Annotated in this window: 25 protein-coding genes; 13 read left to right on the forward strand and 12 right to left on the reverse strand. The window is 71.0% G+C overall.

Translation table 11 applies throughout. The annotated features are described in order from the left end of the window. Positions 1-164: 164 nt before the first annotated feature. Together ACSC1Q_RS36855 and ACSC1Q_RS36860 are read right to left on the reverse strand one after the other, a co-directional pair. Positions 165-398, reverse strand: a complete 234-nt coding sequence (locus ACSC1Q_RS36855; protein ID WP_344747622.1) for a DUF3073 domain-containing protein — start codon at positions 396-398, stop codon at positions 165-167. Positions 399-547: 149 nt separating this feature from the next. After that, entirely contained in the window at positions 548-1,651 is a 1,104-nt protein-coding gene (locus tag ACSC1Q_RS36860) for a Leu/Phe/Val dehydrogenase (RefSeq protein ID WP_436763355.1), read from the reverse strand. 179 nt (positions 1,652-1,830) lie between these two features. On the opposite strand from ACSC1Q_RS36860, the gene ACSC1Q_RS36865 reads away from it, so the two are divergent. Together ACSC1Q_RS36865 and bldC are read left to right on the forward strand one after the other, a co-directional pair. Continuing rightward, positions 1,831-2,688 (forward strand): DUF8083 family protein, encoded by an 858-nt coding sequence (locus tag ACSC1Q_RS36865; protein WP_436763356.1) that lies wholly within the window; start codon positions 1,831-1,833, stop codon positions 2,686-2,688. 318 nt (positions 2,689-3,006) lie between these two features. Then, positions 3,007-3,210 carry a developmental transcriptional regulator BldC gene (bldC, locus tag ACSC1Q_RS36870; protein ID WP_013133571.1) on the forward strand — a complete coding sequence of 68 codons (204 nt, stop codon included), beginning with the start codon at positions 3,007-3,009 and terminating at the stop codon, positions 3,208-3,210. Between the two features lie 344 nt (positions 3,211-3,554). Here the strand turns inward: bldC and ACSC1Q_RS36875 are convergent, their stop codons facing one another. Further along, positions 3,555-4,280 carry a TetR/AcrR family transcriptional regulator gene (locus ACSC1Q_RS36875; RefSeq protein WP_436763357.1) on the reverse strand — a complete coding sequence of 242 codons (726 nt, stop codon included), beginning with the start codon at positions 4,278-4,280 and terminating at the stop codon, positions 3,555-3,557. A 135-nt stretch (positions 4,281-4,415) separates the two neighbouring features. On the opposite strand from ACSC1Q_RS36875, the gene ACSC1Q_RS36880 reads away from it, so the two are divergent. The 3 genes from ACSC1Q_RS36880 (at position 4,416) to ACSC1Q_RS36890 (ending at position 6,855) form a co-directional block, all read left to right on the forward strand. Next, entirely contained in the window at positions 4,416-5,504 is a 1,089-nt protein-coding gene (locus ACSC1Q_RS36880) for a LacI family DNA-binding transcriptional regulator (protein WP_436763358.1), read from the forward strand. 126 nt (positions 5,505-5,630) lie between these two features. Further along, positions 5,631-5,879 (forward strand): hypothetical protein, encoded by a 249-nt coding sequence (locus ACSC1Q_RS36885; protein ID WP_350972203.1) that lies wholly within the window; start codon positions 5,631-5,633, stop codon positions 5,877-5,879. 61 nt (positions 5,880-5,940) lie between these two features. After that, positions 5,941-6,855: an N-acetylmuramoyl-L-alanine amidase gene (locus ACSC1Q_RS36890; protein WP_436763359.1), complete on the forward strand. Its 915-nt coding sequence runs from the start codon at positions 5,941-5,943 to the stop codon at positions 6,853-6,855. A 38-nt stretch (positions 6,856-6,893) separates the two neighbouring features. On the opposite strand, the gene ACSC1Q_RS36895 is transcribed toward ACSC1Q_RS36890, so the two are convergent. Continuing rightward, positions 6,894-8,450 (reverse strand): N,N-dimethylformamidase beta subunit family domain-containing protein, encoded by a 1,557-nt coding sequence (locus tag ACSC1Q_RS36895; RefSeq protein WP_436763360.1) that lies wholly within the window; start codon positions 8,448-8,450, stop codon positions 6,894-6,896. 131 nt (positions 8,451-8,581) lie between these two features. Between ACSC1Q_RS36895 and ACSC1Q_RS36900 the strand changes: the two genes are divergently transcribed. After that, complete coding sequence (locus tag ACSC1Q_RS36900; RefSeq protein WP_436763361.1) at positions 8,582-10,222, forward strand: beta-N-acetylhexosaminidase; 1,641 nt, start codon at positions 8,582-8,584, stop codon at positions 10,220-10,222. A 245-nt stretch (positions 10,223-10,467) separates the two neighbouring features. Here ACSC1Q_RS36900 and ACSC1Q_RS36905 read toward each other — a convergent pair whose 3' ends face one another. From ACSC1Q_RS36905 to ACSC1Q_RS36925, 5 genes are all read right to left on the reverse strand, one after another. Beyond that, complete coding sequence (locus ACSC1Q_RS36905) at positions 10,468-10,671, reverse strand: heavy-metal-associated domain-containing protein (RefSeq protein WP_436763362.1); 204 nt, start codon at positions 10,669-10,671, stop codon at positions 10,468-10,470. Between the two features lie 345 nt (positions 10,672-11,016). Continuing rightward, positions 11,017-12,126, reverse strand: a complete 1,110-nt coding sequence (locus tag ACSC1Q_RS36910; RefSeq protein WP_436763363.1) for a quinone-dependent dihydroorotate dehydrogenase — start codon at positions 12,124-12,126, stop codon at positions 11,017-11,019. Positions 12,127-12,137: 11 nt separating this feature from the next. Beyond that, entirely contained in the window at positions 12,138-12,482 is a 345-nt protein-coding gene (locus ACSC1Q_RS36915; protein WP_436763364.1) for an STAS domain-containing protein, read from the reverse strand. After that, a complete protein-coding gene (locus tag ACSC1Q_RS36920; RefSeq protein ID WP_436763365.1) occupies positions 12,479-13,186 on the reverse strand; it encodes a GAF and ANTAR domain-containing protein in 708 nt (235 codons plus the stop codon). Before ACSC1Q_RS36920 ends, ACSC1Q_RS36915 begins: the two co-directional genes overlap by 4 nt. A 45-nt stretch (positions 13,187-13,231) precedes the next feature. Beyond that, positions 13,232-13,702: a GAF domain-containing protein gene (locus ACSC1Q_RS36925; protein ID WP_436763366.1), complete on the reverse strand. Its 471-nt coding sequence runs from the start codon at positions 13,700-13,702 to the stop codon at positions 13,232-13,234. Between the two features lie 185 nt (positions 13,703-13,887). Between ACSC1Q_RS36925 and ACSC1Q_RS36930 the strand changes: the two genes are divergently transcribed. The 4 genes from ACSC1Q_RS36930 to ACSC1Q_RS36945 all read left to right on the forward strand — a co-directional run bounded on the left by ACSC1Q_RS36930 (position 13,888) and on the right by ACSC1Q_RS36945 (position 16,446). After that, complete coding sequence (locus ACSC1Q_RS36930) at positions 13,888-14,271, forward strand: hypothetical protein (RefSeq protein ID WP_436763367.1); 384 nt, start codon at positions 13,888-13,890, stop codon at positions 14,269-14,271. Positions 14,272-14,497: 226 nt separating this feature from the next. Continuing rightward, positions 14,498-15,190, forward strand: a complete 693-nt coding sequence (locus ACSC1Q_RS36935) for a phosphatase PAP2 family protein (protein ID WP_436763368.1) — start codon at positions 14,498-14,500, stop codon at positions 15,188-15,190. A 40-nt stretch (positions 15,191-15,230) separates the two neighbouring features. Further along, positions 15,231-15,896 (forward strand): phosphatase PAP2 family protein, encoded by a 666-nt coding sequence (locus ACSC1Q_RS36940; RefSeq protein ID WP_436763369.1) that lies wholly within the window; start codon positions 15,231-15,233, stop codon positions 15,894-15,896. A 292-nt stretch (positions 15,897-16,188) separates the two neighbouring features. After that, positions 16,189-16,446, forward strand: a complete 258-nt coding sequence (locus ACSC1Q_RS36945) for a hypothetical protein (protein WP_436763370.1) — start codon at positions 16,189-16,191, stop codon at positions 16,444-16,446. A gap of 577 nt (positions 16,447-17,023) precedes the next feature. On the opposite strand, the gene ACSC1Q_RS36950 is transcribed toward ACSC1Q_RS36945, so the two are convergent. Next, a complete protein-coding gene (locus ACSC1Q_RS36950) occupies positions 17,024-18,925 on the reverse strand; it encodes a glycoside hydrolase family 15 protein (protein ID WP_436763371.1) in 1,902 nt (633 codons plus the stop codon). A 383-nt stretch (positions 18,926-19,308) separates the two neighbouring features. On the opposite strand from ACSC1Q_RS36950, the gene ACSC1Q_RS36955 reads away from it, so the two are divergent. Beyond that, a complete protein-coding gene (locus tag ACSC1Q_RS36955; protein WP_436763372.1) occupies positions 19,309-20,235 on the forward strand; it encodes a hypothetical protein in 927 nt (308 codons plus the stop codon). A gap of 105 nt (positions 20,236-20,340) precedes the next feature. Here the strand turns inward: ACSC1Q_RS36955 and ACSC1Q_RS36960 are convergent, their stop codons facing one another. Then, positions 20,341-21,333 (reverse strand): AraC family transcriptional regulator, encoded by a 993-nt coding sequence (locus ACSC1Q_RS36960; protein WP_436763373.1) that lies wholly within the window; start codon positions 21,331-21,333, stop codon positions 20,341-20,343. Between the two features lie 80 nt (positions 21,334-21,413). Here ACSC1Q_RS36960 and ACSC1Q_RS36965 point away from each other — a divergent pair, with 80 nt between their 5' ends. After that, positions 21,414-22,250 (forward strand): NmrA family NAD(P)-binding protein, encoded by an 837-nt coding sequence (locus ACSC1Q_RS36965; RefSeq protein ID WP_436763374.1) that lies wholly within the window; start codon positions 21,414-21,416, stop codon positions 22,248-22,250. Between the two features lie 94 nt (positions 22,251-22,344). Continuing rightward, positions 22,345-22,857 carry an anthrone oxygenase family protein gene (locus ACSC1Q_RS36970; RefSeq protein WP_436763375.1) on the forward strand — a complete coding sequence of 171 codons (513 nt, stop codon included), beginning with the start codon at positions 22,345-22,347 and terminating at the stop codon, positions 22,855-22,857. Between the two features lie 149 nt (positions 22,858-23,006). On the opposite strand, the gene ACSC1Q_RS36975 is transcribed toward ACSC1Q_RS36970, so the two are convergent. Then, positions 23,007-23,864: an NAD(P)-dependent oxidoreductase gene (locus ACSC1Q_RS36975; RefSeq protein ID WP_436763376.1), complete on the reverse strand. Its 858-nt coding sequence runs from the start codon at positions 23,862-23,864 to the stop codon at positions 23,007-23,009. Positions 23,865-23,952 lie beyond the last annotated feature (88 nt).

Here is a 23,952-nt window from a genome sequence, read left to right on the forward strand (position 1 = left end):
GCTTTTGATCACCGGCCGGGTGGAAGCACCGGATCCGTGGCGGGTACGGCGAAAAGCGCTCCGGACCACCGGAGCGCCGCATATTGTCGACTCGTAGCGAGAAGAACACCCGGTGGCTTGTGCTCACCACCGGGTGCCCTGCTCATCGTCAACCTGAAATCCGCCTAGCGGCGGCCGGATGTCCCGTCGTCGCGGTCATCTCCGGAGCCGAAGTCATCGGCGTAATCGGCGTACCGATCCGCCAGCTCGTCGTAGGCGTCGTTGGAGTCGTCATTGTGGTTGGAGTCGTCTCTGACTCCGAGCTCGTCGCGCAGACGCTCAAGATCAGTGCCACCGCTGTTGTACTTCAGCTGGCGAGCAACCTTGACCTGCTTGGCCTTTGCTCGGCCGCGCCCCATTGGCTCGACCCCCTCGTGTGGGGTCGTGCCCGACCCCTCGTCGCTAACGCACCACGCACTGACGCCACCTGACTTAGGCGTCAGCTCTCGTTCGCCTACAACCGTACCCGTTTTACGCCCGGCTCGGTACGTCGTATGGGCGTGTGGGGCTAGTGGCCCAGCCAAATGCCCCTAATTCGCCCGACTTCCGACATTCTGCGCTCAGCCAGCCTATCGGCTGCGACCGCCGGAGGGACGCCATCCTCCGCCGCACTGGAGAAGATCTTGAGAGTCGTGTCGTAGATCTGGATGGCCTTTGCCTGGGCCCGCTCCATGTTGAATCCCCTGATCTCGTCGGCGACCTGGATGACGCCGCCCGAGTTGACCACGTAGTCGGGCGCGTAGAGGATCCCCCGGTCGGCGAGCTGCTTCTCCACGCCGGGGTGGCCCAGCTGGTTGTTGGCCCCGCCGCAGACGATCGTGGCGCGCAGGCGTGCCACCGTCTCGTCGTCCAGCGCCCCGCCGAGGGCGCACGGCGCGTAGACGTCGAGGTCGGCGGCGGTGAGCTCCAGCCGGTCGGCGACGACCTCGACCCGGGGGTGGATCCGCCGCAGCCGCTCCACGGCCCGCTCGCTCACGTCGCAGACCACGACCTCCGCGCCGTCCTCGATCAGATGGCCGACCAGGCGGTGGCCGACCTTGCCCACGCCCTCGACCCCGACGCGCCTGCCGCGCAGCGTCGGCGTCCCGTACGCGTGCTCGGCGGCGGCGCGCATGCCCTGGAACACGCCGAGGGCGGTCAGGATCGACGAGTCGCCGGCCCCGCCGTTGGCCAGCGTGCGGCCGGTCACGTAGGAGCACTCGCGGGCCACGATGTCCATGTCCTCGCTGTAGGTGCCCACGTCGCACGCCGTGTAGTAGCGGCCCCCGAGCGACTGGACAAACCTGCCGTAGGCGCGCAGCAGCGCCTCGCTCTTGTCCTTCGCCGGGTCGCCGATGATGACGGCCTTGCCGCCACCGAGGTCGAGCCCCGCCAGGGCGTTCTTGTAGGCCATCGCCCGGGAGAGGTTGAGCACGTCGGCCAGCGCGGCCTGCTCGCTCTCGTAGGGATAGAACCTGGTGCCGCCCAGGCCGGGGCCCAGGGCGGTGTTGTGGATGGCGATGATCGCGTGGAGGCCGCTGCGCTCGTCTGAGCAGAAGACGACCTGCTCGTGCCTCGCCTGGCCGGTTGCCGGGCCCGCGTCCTTGTGGGACAGCCCGAAGACGTCGGTCACTGTGGTGACTCCCAGTCGTCCGTTCCCGCCGCACCGTCGCGGCGGAGATCACCCTCAGCGTAACCACATGTCCGTAAAGGCACGACGTGCGAGAACGTCCCATCTCAATGACCGAGACGACCGCCGTGGAAGCCGGTCCGCTACGGACAACGGCCGGTCCTTCGTGACACGATGCGGTCGTGCTGCCCTATGCCGCGTACCTCCGCGTCTACGAACCGCTGGTCGCGTTCGCCCCGGCGGAGCGCGTCTCGTGGGCCGCCTACGCCGAGGCGGCCGACCGACCGCGCCGAGCGAGCGCCCTCCACGCCGAACACGGTGAGGCGGTGCGACGCCTCCTGGGGGTGCCACCGGCCCCGGCACCCGCCCAGGAGAGCCCCAACGCCTATCTGAGGCGCGTGGAGGAGGTCCTGTACGTCTGCCCGTGGCAGAGCAGGCTGAGGTCCTGGCTCGCCTTCTCGCGCTTCCGCGGGTCGACCCCGCCCAAGCTGATGGAGCGTTTCGTCCCGCCCGCCGTCGCGGCGCAGACGGCCGACGACTTCGACCGGTTCAAGCGCCGCACCGACTCCGCCGCGCTGCGCACGCACATCCGCGGCTCCACCTGGCACGTTCCGACCTCGTGGTTCGTCCCCTTCGACGGCAACGAGCGCTGGCTGGTCATCGACGGCGACGAGAGCAAGGGGGGCACGACCACCACGCGCAACCTGATCTACGTCACGTCCATGGCCCACGCCAGGCGCCGCAGCGCCCGTGCCCTGCAGATCATCAGGAGGCAGGTGGGCGAGGTCTCGGTCACCGCCGAGGTCGAGGACGTGGCGCGCTGGCTGGAGGAGTTCCACCCGCACTCGCTGGTCGAGCTCGACTACGGCGGCATCGTCAACCTCATGGACGACGAGACACTCCAGGCCGACGAATCCGTGGCGGAGCTCGCCGCGGCGCTGACAGGTCTGGAAAAAGGCGAGGAAGAACTGGCGTTCGCCATGTACCAGCGCGTCATCCTCCGCTGGCGATCAATACAACTTCTCGAATCGGCAAACTGAGTCGCAAATCATCCCTGCGACCTGCGTAAGTAGGTCCGTCGATGACCGGGGATGCACCTACGAACTGAGTAGTTTGCCGTTTTCACTGCGATACCACGAAACGTGTCGCTAGAATCACCGAGCGTGACAACAACACGTGCACAAGAGAGATGAGTCGCTCAAAGGCTCGCCAATCGCTCTACGTGGCTGTATGGTCACATCGGGTGATGCCGCATATGGCCCAAACAGCCGCACGCAAGGGCCATAGGCGGACATCCGTGACAAGCGTCAAGTCGCAGGATCGCTGTCGCCGGTCCACATGGAGGAGAGGCCGCACAAATGTCAGCTCGTACACCCGAGGCAGAGCCGCTGCTCACCCCGGCGGAGGTCGCAACCATGTTCCGCGTCGATCCCAAGACCGTGACCCGGTGGGCGAAGGCGGGCAAGTTGACGTCCATCCGCACCCTGGGTGGACACCGCCGGTACCGGGAGACTGAGGTTCGCGCACTGCTCGCGGGGATTCCGCAGCAGCGCTCAGAGTAAGACGGGGGCCGTCACTGACCTAGGGGGATTGGTGCGCGCTCACCCTTTGAGCGTGTAGGCCACACGGGTTTGTGGGGAGCGGCGTCGCCCGCCCGGCGCCGCCCCAGCACATGCCCCGCCCTCCGGCACGCCTCGCCCACCGGCACACGCGTCTTCCGGCATGTGCCGTGCCGCCTTCCGATACGGCCGCCTTCCGGCACGTACGCCCGAACGGCCGGGCACGTGCGCCCGAGCGCGTGCTCCCGAACGGCTCGGCGGCACTCCGGGACTTTCCCCGGCCGTAGAACCTTCCGCCGTAGAACCTTCCACAGCCGTGCCGCAGGACCTTTCACAGCCCGTGGAGCTCAGCCGTCCGCCCCGGGCCTCTCCTGGTCAGCGGGACGACTCGCCTGGCCTTTGACCAGGTTGTCCAGCAACTCGCCGACCTGCGCGTCGTGCTCGGCCGCCACGCCGAGCAGCGCCACCATCTGACCGACCAGCATGCGCTCCAGCGCCGGCCGCTCGATGTCGTGGCGCTCCAGCCAGTCGAGGCCCGCGGTCTCGACGGAGGCGATCCACGAGCGCAGCGTGACGCGCAGCACGGGGCCGGGCTCCTCGACCCGCATCCGCTTCATGATCAGCTTGAGCAGCCGGTGCCTGACCGCGTCGACGACCTCGCCGATCTCGCCGCTGCTGTTGGCGGGACCGCCCTTGAGCAGCGCGGCGAAGCCCGCCGCGTGTTCCTCGACGAAGTCGAAGTATCGGGTGAGCCCCCCGGCCAGCTCGTCCAGCGGGCGTCCGCCGCTCTGGGGTCTGAGCCTCTCCTCCAGCTCGGCCGCGGCGCTCCTCAGCGCGGCGACGTAGAGCTCCTGCTTGCCGCCGAAGTAGTGGTAGACCAGGGCCCGCGACGCGCCGGCCGCGGAGGCCACGTCGTCGATCGAGACGTATTCGGCGTCGTGCCTGCTGAACAGCTCCAGGGCCGCCGCCATGAGCTCCTCGCGGCGCCGGTCGACGGTGAGCCTGCGCCGCGCCGGTCGCGCGCCCCCCGCGGCGGGTTTCGCCCGTTCGGCGGCTCCGGATGTCGACCCCACACCGCGAAGCCTATCGGAGCCGATCCGCGTGACGGCGGGGTCAAGATCGGAGTTCCCTTCCGCGCAAGCCGTACCCCATTCGGAACTCGATCGTTTTGAGTGACAGGTGCCCATCCACCATCGCGGGGGAGAGCCATGTCAGGACCGCCGGTCAACACCACCGTCACCCGAGCCCGCGGGTTCGCCGAACCCGTCATGTCCGACGGGGGCGCCGGGCCACGCCCGAGACCCACGATCCGCAACGTGGCCGAAAGGGCCGGTGTCTCCAAATCACTGGTCTCGCTCGTCCTGCGCGGATCGCCCCACGTCAGCGAGCATCGCCGGCAGGCCGTGCTCCAGGCGGCCAGAGACCTCGGCTACCGGCCCAACGCGGTCGCGCGCAGCCTGGTCGAAGGCCGTACGCATCTGGTCGGGGCGCTCGTCGCCGACCTGCACAACCCGTTCTACGCGGAGTTCCTCGACGGCCTGCAGGAGAGCCTGCACGGCGACGGGCTGAGGCTTCTCATCGGCAACAGCCAGTGGGACCCGGCCTTCGAGGACGAGGCGGTCGAGGCGTTCCTGGAACTGCGTGTCGACGGGCTCGTCCTGCTCGGCATCGCGCCCACCAGCGGGACGCTCATCGAGGCCACCGGTTACACGCCGACCGTGGTGGTGGGCGAGCGTGACATCGACCTCGGCGGCGTGGACATCGTCGTCGACGACGACCAGCTCGGTGCTCGCCTCGCCGTCGACCACCTCGTGGAGCTCGGTCACCGCAGGATCGCCCACATCGAGGCCTCGGGCATCTCCTCCGGGCGTTTCCGGTGCGAGGGCTACCTGGTCGCGATGCGCAGGCACTCCCTGGCGCCGTACATCATGGTCGAAGAGGGCGAGTCCAGTGAGGAGGGTGGCGCGCGTGCGGCCCGCAGCCTGCTCACGCGCGATCCCCGCCCCACGGCGATCTTCGCCGCCAACGACCTGGTCGCCATGGGCGTGCTGTCCGCGGCCGCCGAGCTGGGCCTGCGGGTTCCCGAGGACCTGTCCGTGGTGGGGTACGACAACATCCACCGCGCCGGGACCCAGCCGATCTCGCTGACCACCGTGGACCAGCCACGCCGCGCGATGGGCCGTTCGGCCGCCGCGCTGCTGAACGACCGGATCGGCGACCCCGGCAAGGCCTCGCGCCTGCGCCAGGTCGCGCCGCAGCTGGTCGTACGCGACAGCACGAGTTCCACCGAACGCTAAAGAGCCTGCCTGGAGCGTTACAGCGCGCCCAGGCAGGCTCATGACCTCCCCAAAATCAGGTCAACATCGCGAACGGCGGCGCGCCGCCGGTGTTGACTCTGGCCAAGACAGACAAGGGGGGTAACAATGCGTGATCCGGAACTGGTGTCATGCGCCCAGCGGGCCGCCGCCGAGCTCGAACGGGCGTGGGCGCACTGGCGGGCCGCCCGGGGCCGCAACGGCGACGCCGGGGCCGAGTCCGTGGCCAGCTACGTGGCCCACTCGATCGACCACCCCTGGGGACGTCCGCGCGTGGTCCTCGGGCTGGACGCCGAGGACGCCAGGGAGCTCGCCTCGCTCCTGCAGAAGCCGGAGGCCGGCGAGCACGCCTGGTGACGGGCCGGCACATATCGCGACAACGGATGAGTCACGCCCTCGGGCCACGTAGGTTGGGTGGTTGACGACTTCCTTGGGGGCGATGAGCGTGACCGGTAGAGCACTCGCGACGACCCTTGTCCTGTGCGGGCTCGGCGCCGCCGCCTGCGGCGGGACCGCCGCGGGCGCGGACCTCGCGCGGGAGCGCGGGCCCGTCCCTCCCGCGGCGGGCACGGCCGCGGCTCCGGCCTCCGACGGCGCGGCCGGCGCCCTGACCGGCGCGGCGGCCGATCCCACCGCGACCCCCGCCACCGGCCGGAGCGGTGAGGCTCGCGAGCCGCTCAGCGGCAAGATCGTGGTCATCGACCCCGGCCACAACGGCCAGAACTACCGCCACCCCTCGGAGATCAACAAGAAGGTCAACGTCCTGACCCAGTGGAAGGCCTGCGACACCACGGGCACCGCCACCGCGAACGGCTACAGCGAGGCGGCCTTCACCTGGGACGTCTCCCAGCGCCTGGCCAAGATCCTCAGGAGCCGCGGCGCGACGGTGAAGCTGACCCGCGACAGTAATTCCGGCGTCGGGCCGTGCATCACCCAGCGGGCCGCGATCGGCAACAGGGCGAAGGCGGACGCGGCGATCTCGGTCCACGCCGACGGGTCGAGCACCGCCAACCACGGCTTCCACGTGATCATGCCGGAGAAGATCGGCGGCCCGGTCGACCCGGTGGTCGCGGCCTCCAAGAAGCTCGGCCTGGACGTGCGTGACGCCTTCAGGCGCGGCACCGGGCTGTCGTACTCCACCTACATCGGCAGGGACGCCCTCGACTACCGGAACGACCTCGGCGGCCTGAACCTCTCCACGGTCCCCAAGATCTTCATCGAGTCGGGGAACATGAGGAACCCGGCCGAGGCGGCCAAGTTCCAGCAGCCCGCGTTCCGGCAGAAGATCGCGCTCTCCCTGGCGAACGGGCTGCAGCAGTACCTCAGACGGTAGGGGCCCCGAAGCGCGGCCCCAAACCGTGACGGCGCGCGTCAGCGGCCCGGGGGGCCGGCCAGGCCCAGGGGTCCGAGGTTGTCGCGGGCCGGGTGGCGGCGCGCGGCCGGGCCCTCGGCGAAGGCCCGCATGATGTTCCCCGTCGCCCTGCGGACGAAGGCCCCGGCCTCCGCCGTGACGCCGTGGCCGCAGCGGGCGCCCCGCATGGCGCACACCCAGCGCATCGTGCCCGAGCTGAACACGGCGGCGCCGCTCGGCACGGTGTAGTAGGCGCTGTGCGCGACCGTGGCGCGGCCCCCGCAGTTCACCGGGGACACCGACAGGACCTCCATCGGGCGCGGCACGCCCGCGCCGACCCTGTCGGTCTCCACGCCCACCATCCCGGGGAAGGTGGTGCCGCGCCGCACCCCGGTCCCCTCGAAGATCCAGTTGCCGGGGCGTCTGACCACGTAGGCGGACTCGGAGGGGAAGCAGTCGTACATCGGGCCGGTCAGCGAGCTCTCCGGCCTGCCGGTGGCGCGCCACAGGACCGTCCCGGGGTCCTCGGCCTCGTCCTTGTGGCAGACGACCAGGCGGCGCGGGCCCAGGGGCGTCGCGGCGAATCTGACCCGCCAGTAGACGGCGTTGGCGCCGAGGAAGGCGAGGTTGGTGCCGTGGTCCCTGGCGGCCTCGACGGTGCGGCGCATGCCCGCCGACCAGTACTCGTCGTGCCCCAGTGACACCAGGCCCCGCGCCCCGTCGAGGACTCGCGGGTCGCGGTCCAGGTCCAGGCTCGTGACGTAGGCGAGCGGTACGCCCTGGCGCTCGGCGAGCTCGATGGCGGCGCGTTCCATGTCCAGGAAGAGCCGCGCCCCCGAGGCGTCGTACGGGCGGTCGAAGCTGACCGCCCGGGACCTGTCCCCGAAGCCGCCGGGGCCCCTGTAGAGGCTGCGGCCGCCCCAGCCGTTGTACGCCTGCCAGGTGGTGACCGCGTTGACGACGACCAGGCGTCCCCTGGTGGAGGCGGACCTGACGGTGAGGGGGACGAAGCGCCGTCCCCCGCTGGCGGCGTCCAGCCGGATCAGGTAGGAGCCCTCCGGCCAGCCCGAGGTGTCCACCTCGGGGCCTGGCCTCCAGTGGGCGGCGGTCACCGTACCGGTGGCGGCGATCGTCCTGGGCGGCGCCTGCCTCCTGCCGGGCAGCCCGGCCTCCCGCCAGACCTGCCTGGCCCCCGCTCCGCCGTACCAGCCCATCCGGAAGGCCCTGGCGGTGTAGCGGCCGGCGGTGGTCGAGACGTACAGCCGGAAACGCTCTCCCGGCAGCACGCTCACCCGGTCGGCGAAGCCCTCGATCTCGTGCTCGGCGCCGCGCCCGCGCAGCCGCCAGCGAGGATCGCCCTCCCTGGCGTTCTCCGTCACGGTGGTGCCGGACTCCTCGGCGCCCCCGGCGCCCTCGGCGCTCCGCACCGCGGAGGAGGAGTCCGTGGGGGTGGGCGAGGGCGGGGCGACGGGGTCCTCGACGGCGGCGGAACACCCGGCGGCCAGCATGATCGCCACCGGTATCGCCACCAGTGCCGCCAGCGGTGTGCGGACCGGGTGCCTGGACGCTTGGAACATGAGCAGCAGCATGTCCGCGCGAGGGGCCTTCCCCTGCTCTCCCGCGCGGTACTTGGGCGGTTCTTGGTTCCATGTCCGGGGTCGCCGGGGTAAAGGGCTTGTTTCTCTGGCGATTTGGCATGATTTAAGCCATGGACCTCCTGCCGCTTCCCTCCGCTTTCACCCCTGCCAGCGGTTCCCTCGGCCTTCCCCACGGAGTCGTCGTCTCCGGTCCCGCCGAACTGGTGGACGCCGTACGCCTGGCGCTCGCCGTGCTCGACCCGCGCCCCGGCGAGGCGGGGACGATCACGGTGGAGCCCGACGCCTCGCTCGGCGCCGAGTCGTACGTCCTGGACGTGACGGACGGGGGCGTGCGGATCGCGGCCGGAGACCGGTCCGGGGCCTTCTACGCGGGCCAGACGCTGCGGCAGCTGCTGCCCACGGCGGCGTTCCGGGCGGTGGCGGGCACGGGGGCGAGCTGGAGCGTTCCCCTCGGCCGGGTGCGCGACGCGCCCCGGTTCTCCTGGCGCGGGGTGCACCTGGACGTGGCCCGGCACTTCATGCCCAAGCGCGAGGTGTTCAGGATGATCGACATCATGGCGGCCCACAAGCTGAACCGCCTCCACCTGCACCTGGTGGACGACCAGGGGTGGCGGGTCGAGAGCCTGCGGCACCCCCGGCTGCACGAGGTGGGCGCGCACCGCCCGCGTACGATCACCAGCTACTACCGGGAGGAGCCGGCCTTCGACGACGTGCCGCACGGCGGCTACTACACGCTGGAGGACCTCGCCGAGATCGGCGCCTACGCGCGGGCCCGTGCCGTGACGGTCGTGCCCGAGATCGACGTGCCGGGACACGCCTCGGCGATCCTCGCCGCCTACCCCGAGCTCGACGCCCGCGCCACCGGCGGCCGCCGGCCCGAGCCCTTCACCGTGCTGGAGCGCTGGGGCATCTCCCCCGCGATCCTGTCCCCGCTGCCGGAGACGGTCGACTTCCTGAACGGCGTGATCGAGGAGATCACCGGGGCGCTGGGCGAGGCCCCGTACGTCCACATCGGCGGGGACGAGTGCGTGCTCGACGACTGGGCCGCCTCCCCGGAGATCGTCGCGTTCCAGGCGGAGCTGGGGCTGGAGAGCGTGAGCGACCTGCACGCCTGGTTCCTGCGCCGACTGGCGGACGCGCTGGCCGAACGCGGCAGCAGGGCGGTGGTGTGGGACGAGGCGTTCGTCAGCGGCAGGCTCAGGCCCGACACGATCGTGATGCCCTGGCGCGGGCAGGGGGTGGCCAGGCGCGCCGCCGCAGCCGGGCACGACGTGGTGCAGACGCCGGTCTTCCCGCTGTACTTCGACTACGCCGAGGCCTCCTCCGAGGAGGAGCCCGTGGCGATCGGCGACGCGATCACCGTCTCGGACGTCGCGGCCTTCGTCCCCGCGCCGGACTCGTGGACGGACGGGGAGCGGGAGCACGTGCTCGGGGCGCAGTTCCAGCTGTGGAGCGAGCGGCTGCCCGACGGGCGCGCGGTGGACTACCGCGCCTGGCCCCGGGGATGCGCGCTGGCCGAGGTCGCCTGGTCGGGCTCGGCCGGGAACGGGTTCGACGCCCGGCTGGAGACGCACCTGGGCCGCCTCGACGCGCTCGGCGTCGAGTACCGGCCGCTGACCGGCCCCCGCCCCTGGCAGCTGGGCGGGGCCGGCCACCGGCGCCACCGGCCGGGGGCCGTCAAGGTGGACGAGGTCATGAAGCACCTGGAGGAGATGACCCACGTGGCCGACTCGACCCGGCCCAGCATGTAACCGGCCGCCCTGCCCCTCGGCCCCCTCGCCCCCCTCGGCCCCCGGGGGGTCGGCATCGGCATCGGCGGAGAAGGATCGCGGCCCGGCCCCTGAGGGGCCGGGCCGGCGTGAACGACGGGCGGTGTCCCAGCCCTCGAAGGGCTGGGACGGCGCGACGACGGGGGTGGCGGCCCGGCCCTTGGGGAGGCCGGGTCAGCGCGGATGAAGGGGTATCGAGAAGGAACGGTGTCCCGCGTCGGCCCCGGTCAGGCGAGGACCTCGTAGCCCGCTTCCTTGACGGCGGCGCGGACGGCCGCGTCGTCGAAGGAGTCTCCCGAGACGTCGACCCTGCCGGTCTCCAGATCGACGTCGACACCGGTGACGCCCGTGACCTCACCGACCTCCTCCTTGACCGAGCTCACGCAGTGGCCGCAGGTCATACCGGTGACGGTGTATGTGGTCGTGCTCATCGTGCCTCCCATGTCCTGAGGTTACCCACCCAGGGTATACCGTCAGCCGCCTTCCGGCCCGATGAGGTGACGAATCGGGACCCGCCACAAAGGTTCGGACCGCGATGATTCCGACCGCGCCATGACCGAATCGGGCTGGACCGGGCTGGACCGGGCTCAGGCCGCGGCCCGTACGGAGCACGGACCGGGTCAGGCCGCGACCCGCGCAGGACGCGGGCGAGGGCAGGCCGTGATCGGGTCGCGGTCAGACCCGTAGTCAGATCAGATCGCGCCGGGTCGTGGCCGGGTCGGGTCGTGGCCGGGTCAGGCCGTGCCGTGGTCGAGTCGGGTCGTGCCGTGGCCGGGTCAGGTCGCGGTGCTCCGGCTCGCGGTACGGCCGATGATCTGGCGGAGGTCGACCACGCCGTGGCGGCGGAGGCGGCGGGAGAGGTCGCGGTTCACGCGGTACGCCCAGAGCGGCCCCTCGTAGACCAGCGCGCTGTAGCCCTGGACGAGCGTGGCCCCGGCGAGCAGGCGCTCCCAGACGTCGTCGACGTCCTCGACGCCACCGACGGAGACGAGCACCAGTCGGTCGCCCACCCGGGCGCGGAGCCTGCGCAGGACCTCCAGGGACCGGACCTTCAGCGGGCGCCCCGACAGGCCGCCGCTCTCGCGGCTGTGGTCGCGGCCCGCGGGCTCGGCCCCGGCCAGCGCCTGCCTGCCGATCGTGGTGTTGGTGGCGATGATGCCGTCGAGCCCGAGGTCCAGGGCCAGGTCGGCGACCGCGTCCACGTCGGCGTCCGCCAGGTCGGGAGCGATCTTGACCAGCAGCGGGGTGCGCTTGGGCGTGGCGTCGGCGACCTCCTTCACCGCGCGCAGCAGCGGGCCCAGCAGCTCCACGGCCTGGAGGTCGCGCAGACCGGGGGTGTTGGGCGAGCTGACGTTGACGACCAGGTAGTCGGCCAGGGGGGCGAGCTCCCTGGCGCTGGCCACGTAGTCGGCCGCGGCCCCCGACTCGGGCACGACCTTCGTCTTGCCGATGTTGACGCCGACGATCGCGGGGACGCCCCGGGGCCTGGCGAGCGACCGGGCCGCGGCGGACGCGCCCGCGTTGTTGAAGCCCATCCGGTTGATGATCGCCCGGTTTCCCACGAGGCGGAACATCCGGGGCCTGGCGTTGCCCGGCTGGGCGTGGGCGGTGATCGTGCCGACCTCGACATGGCCGAAGCCGAGCGCGGACATGGCCTCGACACAGCCCGCGTCCTTGTCGAAACCGGCCGCCAGCCCGAACGGGCCGGGAAAGTGCACGCCGAAGGCCTGCACGCGCAGCGCGGGGTCACGTGGCGCGAGGCGGCGGTGGACCAGCCGCCTGACCACGGGGGTCACCGAGAGGACGCGGAGAGCGCGCACCGCCATGTGGTGCGCGTCCTCGGGGTCGAGGCGGCGGAGGACCTGCGAGAAGACGAATCGATACATCACCGATCAGGTTAGTGCCCCGGTGGCGTGCGGCTCGCGCCGACCGTGCCTCCGGGGTGCCCGATCAGGAGACGACGGTCGAATTCCAGCAGCCGCAGCAACCGGAGAACCGGGCCCGACGGCCGCACGATGATCATCTGTTGGCCGAGGCCGCGCAGGTGCTCGTCGGCCCTGAGCAGGGCCCGCGAGCCCGCGCAGTCGATGAAGACCACCTGGGCCAGGTCGAGCTCGACCGTCGCCGCGGTGAGCCCGCTGAGCACGCGCCGCAGTTCGGCGCCCTCGACGGCGTCGAGATCACCGCGAACGGCGATCCCGGCCCTGTCCTCCGCGGGCTCGGGCGACGTGAGCAGAATCACCGTATTTCGCCTGCCCCCTCACCGAGCACCTCGGCCGCCAGGTCGGCGACGCGGCGCCGGGTGTCGCGGGCCTGCTTGCGCAGGCCGGTGAAGGCCTGGGTGGCGGTCAGGTCGTGCTTGCCCATCAGGTAACCGATCGCCCGCTCGATGACCACGCGGTAGTCGAGGGCGTACTGGAGCTGGTCGGCCAGGGCGCTCTTCTCCTCGGCGGCCATCGCGGCGGTGAGAAGCTGCTCGATCACGTCCGCGTAGCCGTAGAGCGCCTGGACGTCCGACTCGTCCCACTCGTAGAAACCGGCCTGGTAGACGTTCAGCGTGCCCACCGGGTCGCCTCCAAGTCGCACCGGCACCCCGGCCACCGCCCGCACCCCCGGGTGCAACCGGTCGGCGAGCTTCGGCCAGCGCGGATCGACGCGCACGTCGCTTGAGGTCACCGCGGAATTCTCCTCGTACGCGGAAACACACGGCCCCTGACCGAGATTGAGTTGTGCGCCCTCAAGACTGCGCCCCCGCTCATCGGTGGCGACCAAATAGCGGAGATCTTTACCTTCTTCGGCAAACATCAGCCCCGCACCCGCATATCCGAACAGCGAGTTCACCACATCCACGGCACGCTCCAACTGATGAACTATGCCTGTGGTGGACGAGGTCGTCTGAAGCCTTCTCAGGCTCGCGACCAGCGCTTCCGGATCAATGTGAGTCATACGTGTGGCGCCTTTCAGCGTCGACCTGGTTACTTGACGTGCACACTACGGCTTCCCTGGAGGAGGAGTTCTATGAGCCATGGTCTGGAGGACCATCACCATGAGCTCGCCGAGGCGTTCTCCCGTCCGGACTTTCGCGGGCTGCCATTCATGGCTCGTCCGGTCGTAGAAATTAAGGGTGCCGATCAATCGCTCCTCCGCTCGCAAAGGCACGGAGAGCACCGCCCGGACGTCCGAGACTCGCGCGGCCACGCCGGGGAACCCGAAGGGCCTGGCCGCCCTCAGGTCGTCGACGGCGACGTCCGCGCCACGGGTCAGGGTCTCGATGGCCGGTCCGGCCCCGATCTGCTCCTGGATCAGCTCCAGGCGCCTGCCCTGGTCGTCGGACCCTCCGACCGCGCGCAGGCGGTCGTGGTCGTCTATCAGCATGAGTGCCGCCCCGTCGGAGCCGAGGACCTCGGCGAGGGCGCTCAGGGTACGGTCGACGAGCCGGGAGAATTCAAGAACCTGGGTCATGGGCGGGCTTCCTCCATGTCGAGGTAGCTCCGCGGACACAAGGCGGAATGATCTGCGGAGCAGAGCCTAGTGCTGCCCGGCGACTCCGGCCAAGCGGTTCCCCCCTCGGCCTACGGCCAAGGCCGGACATCACCGTCAATACATCGTTAAGCATTCGGCAAACGAAGATTGGCAGGGTGGGCGTTATGAGCATCCTGTCACGTTCGGCCATCGCCCGGCGCCGCCGCACCCTGGCGAACCTCGTGCTCCGCGACCTCGCCGACACCGGTGACGTCACCGTCCCCGTCTGGTGGGACGAGGAGATCCAGCGGGAGTTCGGCGGGCTGGGCGGGTTCCTCGCCGAGCTGAGCCGCCAATGGTGGACGGCCTACGCCGCGCACCTGGACGCGCTCATCGAACTGGGCCTCGACGACCCCTCCCAGGCGTGGGACGACGTCACCGAGCAGATGCCGTGGCTGCGGACCGTCCTCGACGCCTACGCGGACGACGCGGCGCTCGCCGAGGCCGAGCGGCGGCACTGCGACGTCCTGCGCTGGACGACCCGCCGCGAACCCCGCCACGCGGCCTGAGACGACCCGGCACGCGGCCCGGGATTCCGGTGGTCCGCGGCCTCCGTATCCTCGGATTTCACGGCTTCCGGGCCCCGCGGTCCCGGTCCCCCACGTATCGTGCGGGGAATATTCGCGAGGGATCGGGTAGCCATGAACGATGGTCAGATTTGTCGAGGGTAAACCCCCACCGCAAGGAAACTCCGACGATCATGCCGCTGACCTGCGGTTGGGTGTGCGCCTGACGATGGCGATGGCGGCAGTGGCGCTCTTCACGATGCCGTTCGTGATCCTGCTCGTGCTCGTGAGGACCTCTTCCTCACACCTCACGGGCCTCGACGAGGGCGTCGCCCTGAGCCTGCACGCCCACGCGCTGGAGAACCCCGGCTACACCGCCTTCCTCAGGGTGGCGACCGAGGTGTTCGGCCCCTGGACGTGGCGTGTGCTGGTGGTGCTGACCGCCGTCTGGCTCTGGTATCGGGGCGCGCCGCGCCTCGCGGTCTGGGCGGTCGCCACGATCACCTTCGGCGGCCTGCTGAACCTCGCCGTCAAGGGGATCGTCGACCGCGCCAGGCCGGATCTGCCGAATCCCGTGGCCTGGGCGCCCGGCGCCTCCTTCCCCTCAGGGCACGCGATGGGAGCGGCGCTGGGCGCGTGCATCCTCGTGCTCATCCTGCTGCCCCTCCTGCGGAGCACGGCCTCGCGGATCGTCCTCTGGGTCGTCGCGGCGTCCGTCACGATGTTCGTCGCGTACAGCCGGGTGGCGCTCGGCGTCCACTGGACCAGCGACGTGATCGCGGGGGTCGCGCTGGGCGTGGCGTTCGTGGTCGGAGCGGCGGCGGGGTTCGAGACCTGGCGCCGGGGAGAGGGCCGCAGGCCCGCCGAACCCCACATGGAAGGCGTCGAACCCGAGGCGTTCCGAGGAGGTCGTTCGGGGTAGCTGGCGCGCCATGTCGAAAATGTCGGTGGATTTCAAAGGCGTGACGCGCCTCATCCTGGCGCCACTGGCCATCATGGCCGTACTGACGATCGGCGTCGGGCTGCTCATCACGAAGGTCCTGCAGACGACGACCCTCATCGCGAACGACGAGGGGGTCAACGAGCAGCTGGCCGGGGACCGTACGGCCTACTGGAGCTCGATCACCGACGTGGTGTCGGGCCTGTCCGACACCCCGGTGATCATCACCGCCACCGCGCTGCTGGTCATCGCCTTCCGGCTGGCCTTCAAGCGCTGGAACGAGTCGATCTTCCTCGCGCTGGCGGTCTTCTCGCAGTCGGCGATCTTCCTGCTGGCGACCGTCTTCGCCGAGCGCAAGCGGCCCGCCGTCGAGCACCTCGACCCCGCTCCGCCCACCTCCAGCTTCCCCTCGGGGCACACCAGCGCCGCGGTCGCCTTCTACTGCGGCGTCGCCCTGGTGCTGACCATCCACACCCACCGCTTCAAGATCCTGAACGTGCTGTGGTGGGTGATCGGCCTCGGCATCCCCCTGGGCATCGCCTTCTCGCGCATGTATCGCGGCATGCACCACCTGAGCGACGTGAGCTGGGGTTTCCTGCTCGGTGTGGTCTGCATCGCGGTGGCGGCCAACGCGCTGCTGTTCCGGTCCGTGATCACGGAGAAAAAGAAAAAAGTTCTGAGCACGTAGCGACCGCCGCCCGTACCGGGGATCCGGGGGCGGCGGAGATCGCTGGAACGCGGATCGGCGGGGGCGAGAGAGGGACATTCGCCACCCGCCGGGTCGCTTCACATGAGACCGTTGTGAAGCAGCACCACCAAGGTTCACATCTGTCACCTCGCGTGGCTCAAAGATCACAATGCGCTACGAAGTAAGATGGAACCCTCGTCGGGGAGATTCAAGTCTTCCTCTCGGGGCACGAGCAGCCAGCCGGCCGGACCGAGAGACGTTCGACGGCTAACCTCAAGGAAGGAAGCCGACCATGGATCGCCAGTCCGTCGTCTGCCAGAAATGCACGGGCGTTCTCCTCGCCACCGACTCCCGCACCTACACGGCGCAGCGGGGCCGCCTCATCGTGACCAACGGCTACTGCACCTGCCCCGCGGAGCAGGCCCCCGTGGAGCGGGTCGTCCAGCGGCAGCAGCCCCAGCCCGTCGTGGAGCAGCCCGTCTCGCACCGGCAGCCCACCCACTCCCAGCAGGGCGCCCCCGCGGGCCAGAACTCGATGGTGGTCGCCTAGCGGCACCCCGGGGAGCGGTCGCGACGCTGGGGGGCGTACGCGACGGCTCGGCTCCCCGACGACCGCGCGCCGCCACCGGGTCCTCGCGGGTCGTTCCCCCTGACTGATCGGGTCATATTCGCCGATCAGCCGCTGTCACGGATCCGGACGCCGCTTCGGTCGTCCACCCTCTGGATCCGGGCACATCCTCTTCGATCGCCTCTTCGCGATCATCCGATTTCCCGGATCTCTCCGGACGCACCCGCCGATCCCGGCGCGTCTCTCCGATCGTCCGCCCTCCGGGATCCCGGCGCACTCCCGGGACCGGCCGCGGAGTCCACCGCGACATCACGCGACGGCGCTCAGCCGCTCAGCTCCAGGCCACTCGGTCGCTAAGCCCGGCCGTTCAGCCGCTCAGCCCCCAGGCCAGGACCACGGACAGACCGCTCGTCGCGAGCAGGCCGACGAGCACCACTATGGCAATCACCCGACGGTTCATGCCTGAGAGCCTAGCCAGGCATCCGGGTGGTCCCGCACGCCGACGCACGTCGGCGCACGCGGGGGACCACACGAGGAACACGGGGGAGAGTACGGGGGATCATGACGGCCACCTGGTCGGCGGAACCTGCCCGCTCTCGGCGCGGATGATGTGGATGACCGCGTTGATGAGCGCCAGGTGGGTGAACGCCTGGGGGAAGTTGCCGAGGTGGCGCCCGGTCACCGGGTCGATCTCCTCGGCGTAGAGCCCGAGGGCGCTGGCGAAGGAGAGGACCCTCTCGCAGAGCCTGCGGGCACGGGCGTGCTCCCCGATCTCCGTCAGTGCCGAGACGAGCCAGAACGAGCAGATCGCGAAGGTGCCCTCCTCCCCGGTCAGGCCGTCGTCCGTGTTCTTCGTCTCGTAGCGCAGGACCAGGTCGTCGGCGGTGAGCTCGTCGGCGATGGCGAGCACGGTGGCGCGGACCCTGGGGTCGTCGGGCGGCAGGAAGCGCACCAGCGGGATGAGCAGGAGCGACGCGTCGAGGACGTCGGTGTCGTAGTGCTGCCTGAAGACCCCGCGCTCGCTGACGCCGTGGGCGCACACGTCGGCGTGGATCTCGTCGGCGACCGCCTGCCAGCGCGCGGCCAGCTCCGGCTCCTCCCTGAGCCGGGCGAGCCTGGCGCCCCTGTCGGCCGCCACCCAGCACATGACCTTCGAGGAGGTGAAGTGCCGGGGCTCGCCGCGTACCTCCCATATGCCGCGGTCGGGCTCCCGCCAGCACCTGATGGCGGACTCGACCTGCCGTTTCAGGATGGGCCAGATCCGCTCGTCCAGGCGGTCGCGCGACCGGGTGTGGATGTAGAAGGAGTCGAGGACGGCGCCCCAGACGTCGTTCTGGCGGTGGCGGTACGCGGCGTTGCCGACCCTGACGGGCCTGGCGCCCTCGTATCCGGAGAGATGGTCGAGGACGTACTCGTCCAGCTCGCGCTCGCCGTCGATGCCGTACATGACCTGGAGTTCCTCGTCCCGCTCCGCCACGTCGGCGATGAACCAGAAGAAGTCGTCGGCCTCCCAGTCGAAGCCCAGGGTGTACAGGCCCCAGAGGGCGAAGGTCGAGTCCCTGATCCAGGCGTAGCGGTAGTCCCAGTTGCGGTCGCCACGCGGGGTCTCGGGCAGGGAGGTGGTCGCCGCCGCGATGAGGGCGCCCGTGGGGGCGAAGGTCAGGCCCTTCAGGGTGAGGGCGCTGCGCTCCAGGTATCTCCGCCAGGGATGGTCGGGGAAGGCGCCCCTGGCGAGCCAGTGCTGCCAGTGGTGCGCGGTCCACACGAGCCGCTCGTAGGCGTCCTCGAAGGTGTACGGCGGCTCGTGCGGGGTCCACGACAGCGCGCAGAAACGCGTGTCGCCCTCCTTGAGGAGGGTGCGCGCCGTCGCGCGCCCGCCCTCGAACCCCAGCCGCATGTCGGTGGTGAGCCGCAGCTCCAGGCTCTCCCCCTCCGCCGTCGCGACGCCCTGGTGGTAGCCCCTGTCGGTGTACGCCCAGCGGGCGGGCCTGCGGCCGTAGTCGAAGATCGGCTCGCAGTCGAGCGTGACCTGCACCTCCCCGCTGACGCAGCGCACCGTGCGGAGCAGCACGTGGGAGGCGTCGTAGTCGGTCGGCGCCCTCCTGTGCGTACGGGAGAGCTCGTCGTCGTGGTGCCAGGGCCCCATGAGCAGCAGGTCGCGCACGATGATCCAGCCGGTGGGGGTGCCCCAGCTCGTCTCCAGGATCATGGTGCCGGGCAGGTAGCGGCGCGCGGCGGGCACCCTCAGGTCCGCGGGGCCGAGCCGGAAGCCCCCCGCGCCCCGGTCGAGGATGGCGGCGAAGACGCTGGGAGAGTCCATTCGCGGCAGGCAGAGCCACTCGACGTTCCCGCTCGGGGCGACCAGGGCGGTGACCTCGCAGTCGGACAGGAACCCGTAGTCGGCGATGGGCGGGAAGGGCGAGGGGCCGGGCAGCACGTCCGCCGTCGGATTCGGTGTCATCGACCCTCCTTGAGCGTGGCGACCTCCGCTTTCACACGGAGAAGAACGTCAGGCGCCCTTCCTACCCCGGGTGACGGGATCAGGCACGTCTTTCACTTGATCGGGCGCGTTCCCGGTCGCTCTCCCCCTCCCGCGCCTCCTGACGCGCCTGTCGGCCCGCGTCCCCCGTCGGTACGGGAGCCCCCTCGGCAGGGGAGCCGGCTCCCGCTTCCGGATGCCTACGGATATCCGCCGATCAGCGAGGAATGGCCCGGTCCATCACCGAGTCCCAGCGTGGCCCCATAAGTCACATTATTCTCAGCCGTATGTGAACTTTTCGGACAAGTTGCTGTCGAATCTGCTATCAAGATGCCCGACCAAGGTTTACGTCAGAGAGGGTCATCGTGGGGCGCGACGATATCCAAGGACCGTACGAGGAAGATCCTCGCGAGCAGACCGGTCCCCTCGGACCGGCGCAGTACGAACCCGAACGTCCCGCCGGCGACGTGTTGTCGGACGGATGGAGCGAGATCGACCTTCCGGAGCTCACGCCGGGCGACGGGTCCCAGGTGATCGTCCACGTCGACGGGTCCCGGGAGATCGTCCGGGCCGACGGTTCCCGGGAGATGGTCTACCTCAACGAGCGTCGCGAGGTGGGGGACACCGACATCACGTCCGACGGTCCCCTCTACCGCGACGAGGACGAGGTGACGCCCCCACGCGGTTTCCTGGGGTCGGGCTGGCGCGAGGACCCCGATCCCTACGAGGAGCGCCGCCGTAAGAGCAGGGGCAAGAGCAGGGCCCTGCTGGCGGTCGTGGGCGGCGTCGTGATCGCGGGGGTCGCGGGCGGCTGGCTGCTCTCCTCCTCCCTGGACGGGAGGACCGCCACCACGTGCTCGCCGGGCGTCCGGTGCTCGGTGGCCGACCTGCCGAAGGCGCCCTCGGAGACGCCGACGCCCCGGCCCGGGGAGGAGACGGCGGAACCGTCCGACGAACCGTCCACGGCCGACGAGCCCACGACCACCGCTCCCAGCAAAGCTCCCCGGACCCGGGAGCCCTCCAGCCGTCCTTCGCCGACCCGCAGCACCCCGCAGAGGGAGACCCGTCCGACGACGTCCTCCGAGGAGGCCGAGCAGGAGGAGACCTCCCGGACGGCCCCGAGCCAGAACGCGCGGATCACCTCCGAGCCCGCCCCCTCGGCGACGGACGAGGCCCCCGTGGAGAACACCACCCCGACCCAGCAGCCGACGACGGCGCCGCCGCCGCAGGACACCGGGTCGAACGGCGACTCGGGCGGCGGCCGGGGCGGCCTGCTCGACTGGCTGTTCTGACCGTCCACGGCCCCGGCGCCCCCGGGGCTCCGCTCCGGTGTCTCCAGGCGCGTCGACCGCCTGGCCGGGACTCGTACACCGTCACGCCCGCCGGGACCTCGGGGGCTACGGCGTGAGCGTGCCGACGGCCTGGTCACTCCGTGGACGCGGGGGCCGCTGAGGGCGCTGGACCCCCGCGCGGTGCTCCTGGGGGCTGATGCCGCGTTCGCGCTTGAAGGCGGCGCTGAGCGCGAACGCGCTGCCGTAGCCGACCCGCGTGGCCACCGCGCCGACGGTGGCGTCGGTCTCGCGCAGCAGGTCGGCGGCCATCGCCAGCCGCCAGCCGGTGAGGAACGTCATGGGCGGCTCGCCCACCAGCTCGGTGAAGCGGCGGGCCATGGCGGCGCGGGAGACACCGGCCCTCGCGGCCAGCGTGGCCACCGTCCAGGGATGCGCCGGGTCGCCGTGCAGCATGCGCAGGGCCCTGCCCACCACGGGGTCGCTGTGGGCGCGGTACCAGGCGGGGGCACCGGCCTCCGGGCGGGAGAACCAGGCCCGCAGGACGGCGATGAGCAGCAGGTCGAGCAGCCGGTCGAGAACGGCCTCCTGACCCGGCTCGTCCTTGACGATCTCGTCGCCGAGCAGCGGGATGATGGGGCAGTCCCAGGCGTCCTCCGGGAGGACGAGCAGCGGGGGCAGCGCCTCCAGCAGACGGCGGCTGATCTCCCCGCGCATCTGGTACGCGCCGGTGAGGAGCACCGTTGACCCCTCGGGGCTGTTGCCCCAGGTGCGAACGCCCAGGTCCATCTCCTGGGCCAGGCTCCGCCCGTCGAGGGTGGTGCAGTGCTGGCCCGGATGGATCACCACATCGGGCGTCGTGGCCGGGTCGTCGGCGACCGTGTAGGGATCCGGGCCGAGGATGATCGCGACGTCCCCCGGCCCCAGGCGCACCGGGTCGCCGCCGTCGAACATCACCCATGCCTCGCCCCGCACCATGGCCGCCAGGGCGAGCGGCGCCCGGTCCTGGATCCGCAGGGACCAGGGCGGGTTCAGAACCGAGCGGAGCAGGAACGCCCCTCTCGCCCTCGGACCGTCCAGGAAGTCGGTGAGCGCGTCCACGACCTCACTGTAGACGCTGAAACATGGGACTGCGCTTCTCGACCATGGCCCGTCTCATCCCTGGCCAGTTCACTGGTCCCATGACAGAAAACATCCATGAGCGGAACACGACGCTGGTCCTCGGCGGCACGGGCAAGACCGGCCGCCGCGTGGTGGAGCGGCTCACCGCGCGCGGCCTGCCGGTGCGGGCCGGCTCCCGCTCGGGGGAACCCCCGTTCGACTGGGAGGACCGGACGACGTGGGAGAACGCGCTGCGGGACGTGACGTCGGTGTACGTCGTCTACTACCCGGACCTGGCCTTCCCCGGGGCGGTGGAGACGGTCCGCTCGTTCGTCTCGCGGGCGGTCGGGAGCGGCGTCCGGCGCCTGGTCCTCCTGTCCGGCCGCGGCGAGGAGGAGGCCGAGGTGAGCGAGCGGACGGTCCAGGAGTCCGGGGTCGAGTGGACGATCGTGCGGACGGCCTGGTTCTCGCAGAACTTCAGCGAGGACTACCTGCTGGAACCGGTCCTCTCCGGCGAGATCGCGCTCCCGGCGAGGGACGTGGCCGAGCCGTTCGTCGACGCCGACGACATCGCGGACGTCGTGGTCGCGGCGCTGACGGAGGACGGACACGCGGGCGAACTCTACGAGCTGACCGGCCCCCGGTTGCTGACCTTCGCCGACGCCGCCGAGGAGATCTCCAAGGCGACCGGCAGGGAGGTCCGCTACGTACCGGTTTCCGCCGAGGAGTACGTGGCCGGGGCGGTCGAGCACGGCGTACCGGCGGAGTTCGCCACGCAGCTCGCGGAGCTGTTCACCACCGTGCTTGACGGCCGCAACGCCCACCTGACCGACGGGGTCCGGCGCGCGCTGGGCCGTGAGCCCCGCGACTTCGGCGACTACGCGCGCGACACCGCCGCCACCGGAGTCTGGGGCTGACGCCCGAACACCCCAGCACCCCAGCACCCCAGCACCCGGCGATGAGCATGTCCGATCCCGAGGCCGGGATCCCCCGACAGTCCAGGAGAATGTGATGTTGATGTTCCGAGGCGTCGCGCTGGTCGCGGCGGCCATCACGATGGGACTCGTAGCCGGTCTCTTCTATGCCTACACCTGCTCCGTCATGCCCGGCCTGGCCCGGACGGACGACCGGACCTTCGTCAGCGCGATGCAGCGGATCAACGTGGCGATCCTCAACGGCTGGTTCGCCGCCTGCTTCGGCGGCGCGCTGGTGCTGACCGTCCTCGCCGCGGTACTCCACCTCCAGACGGACGGGCGGCCCGTACTGCCCTGGATCGTGGCCGCGCTCGTCCTGTACGTGGTGATGCTCGTCATCACGATGGGGATCAACGTGCCGCTCAACAACGCGCTCGACGCGGCCGGGGACCCCGACCGCGTCACCGACCTCGCGGCGGTGCGCGAGCGGTTCGAGGGGGTGTGGGTCCGCTGGAACCTCATCCGCACGCTGGCGTGCGTGGCCGCCTTCGGCTGCGTCACCTGGGCCCTCGTCGTGTACGGGCGCACCGGCCTGCCGAACGGGTCATGAACGGGACCCGCCGGACTTCACCCCCCCGAAGCCTCACCGGGGCTGCCGTCGCAGGGGCCGGCAGCCCCGGTGGGATGCGCGTAGAGGCACCGGGGACGACCCGCTCGACATGGAAGAGGCAGAGGCATCGGGCGCGGTGACGGGCGATGCTAGCGCGGTTTCTCGCGTAGCAGCTCGACGACCGCGCCGATGTCCCCGTCACCCCAGCCGTGCTCGGCCGCCTCCTCGTAGCGCCGCTCGACCAGCCGGGCGATCGGCAGGTCGAGACCGGCCGACCCCGCCAGGTCGATGGCGAGCCGCACGTCCTTGGCGGCGAGCCTGGTCGTGAACCACCCCCGGTGGTCGCCGCTCAGGATGTCGTCGACCCGGTTGTGCAGGGCGGGCGCGACGGTGGGCCAGGTGAGGAGGAAGTCGTGCAGCAGCGTCTCGTCGAGGCCCACCGCCAGACCCGTGGCGGTCGCCTCGGAGAGCGCGGCGATCCCGGTCATCAGCAGGTAGTTGTTCAGCAGCTTGAAGGCGAGCGCCGCGCCTGGGTCCCGGCCGCAGTAGGAGTAGGAGGCGAACGCCTCCGACCACACCGGCTTCAGCACGTCGGCGACGTCACGCTCGCCACCCAGCAGGACCGAGGCCTGCCCCTCGGCGACGACCGGTGGCCAGCCGATGACGGGCGCGGCCACGAACCGGCCTCCTGGCGCCATGTCCCGCAGCGCGCGGGCCGTGTCCGGGGCGACGGTGCTCGTGTCGGCCACGACGGGCCCGCCGGAGCCGATTCCGGTCAGCTGGGACATCACCTCGCGAGCCGCCCGGTCGTCGGCGAGTGACAGCAGCACTCCTTCGGCCTCCCGCGCGGCCTCGGCGGGCGAGGCCGCCTCGACGGCACCGAGGCCGACCAGCTCCTCCGCCCGTCCCGGTGTGCGGTTCCACACCGTGACCGGGAAGCCGCGCACCAGCAGCCGCCGGGCCATCGCCCGCCCCATCATGCCCATCCCGAGTACAGCGACGCGCATAGATCATCCCCCCTCACGCCATTGTGCCCCCGAGAGTCCGGGCGACCCGGGCCGCCACGCGGGTGACCCGCGGCATCGCGGTGGTCGT

Origin of the sequence: Streptosporangium heterodermiicola (assembly GCF_051390675.1) — a bacterium.
Classification (GTDB): Bacteria; Actinomycetota; Actinomycetes; order Streptosporangiales; family Streptosporangiaceae; genus Streptosporangium.

What these genes read in the sequence shown, in the direction of transcription:
- ACSC1Q_RS36855 (WP_344747622.1), bottom strand. Translation starts at nt 398, where the DNA reads ATGGGGCGCGGCCGAGCAAAGGCCAAGCAGGTCAAGGTTGCTCGCCAG.
- bldC (WP_013133571.1), top strand. Translation starts at nt 3,007, where the DNA reads ATGTCAGCTCGTACACCCGAGGCAGAGCCGCTGCTCACCCCGGCGGAG.
- ACSC1Q_RS36880 (WP_436763358.1), top strand. Translation starts at nt 4,416, where the DNA reads ATGTCAGGACCGCCGGTCAACACCACCGTCACCCGAGCCCGCGGGTTC.
- ACSC1Q_RS36885 (WP_350972203.1), top strand. Translation starts at nt 5,631, where the DNA reads ATGCGTGATCCGGAACTGGTGTCATGCGCCCAGCGGGCCGCCGCCGAG.
- ACSC1Q_RS36895 (WP_436763360.1), bottom strand. Translation starts at nt 8,450, where the DNA reads ATGTTCCAAGCGTCCAGGCACCCGGTCCGCACACCGCTGGCGGCACTG.
- ACSC1Q_RS36900 (WP_436763361.1), top strand. Translation starts at nt 8,582, where the DNA reads ATGGACCTCCTGCCGCTTCCCTCCGCTTTCACCCCTGCCAGCGGTTCC.
- ACSC1Q_RS36905 (WP_436763362.1), bottom strand. Translation starts at nt 10,671, where the DNA reads ATGAGCACGACCACATACACCGTCACCGGTATGACCTGCGGCCACTGC.
- ACSC1Q_RS36910 (WP_436763363.1), bottom strand. Translation starts at nt 12,126, where the DNA reads ATGTATCGATTCGTCTTCTCGCAGGTCCTCCGCCGCCTCGACCCCGAG.
- ACSC1Q_RS36920 (WP_436763365.1), bottom strand. Translation starts at nt 13,186, where the DNA reads ATGACTCACATTGATCCGGAAGCGCTGGTCGCGAGCCTGAGAAGGCTT.
- ACSC1Q_RS36925 (WP_436763366.1), bottom strand. Translation starts at nt 13,702, where the DNA reads ATGACCCAGGTTCTTGAATTCTCCCGGCTCGTCGACCGTACCCTGAGC.
- ACSC1Q_RS36930 (WP_436763367.1), top strand. Translation starts at nt 13,888, where the DNA reads ATGAGCATCCTGTCACGTTCGGCCATCGCCCGGCGCCGCCGCACCCTG.
- ACSC1Q_RS36935 (WP_436763368.1), top strand. Translation starts at nt 14,498, where the DNA reads ATGGCGATGGCGGCAGTGGCGCTCTTCACGATGCCGTTCGTGATCCTG.
- ACSC1Q_RS36945 (WP_436763370.1), top strand. Translation starts at nt 16,189, where the DNA reads ATGGATCGCCAGTCCGTCGTCTGCCAGAAATGCACGGGCGTTCTCCTC.
- ACSC1Q_RS36950 (WP_436763371.1), bottom strand. Translation starts at nt 18,925, where the DNA reads ATGACACCGAATCCGACGGCGGACGTGCTGCCCGGCCCCTCGCCCTTC.
- ACSC1Q_RS36965 (WP_436763374.1), top strand. Translation starts at nt 21,414, where the DNA reads ATGACAGAAAACATCCATGAGCGGAACACGACGCTGGTCCTCGGCGGC.
- ACSC1Q_RS36970 (WP_436763375.1), top strand. Translation starts at nt 22,345, where the DNA reads ATGTTGATGTTCCGAGGCGTCGCGCTGGTCGCGGCGGCCATCACGATG.
- ACSC1Q_RS36975 (WP_436763376.1), bottom strand. Translation starts at nt 23,864, where the DNA reads ATGCGCGTCGCTGTACTCGGGATGGGCATGATGGGGCGGGCGATGGCC.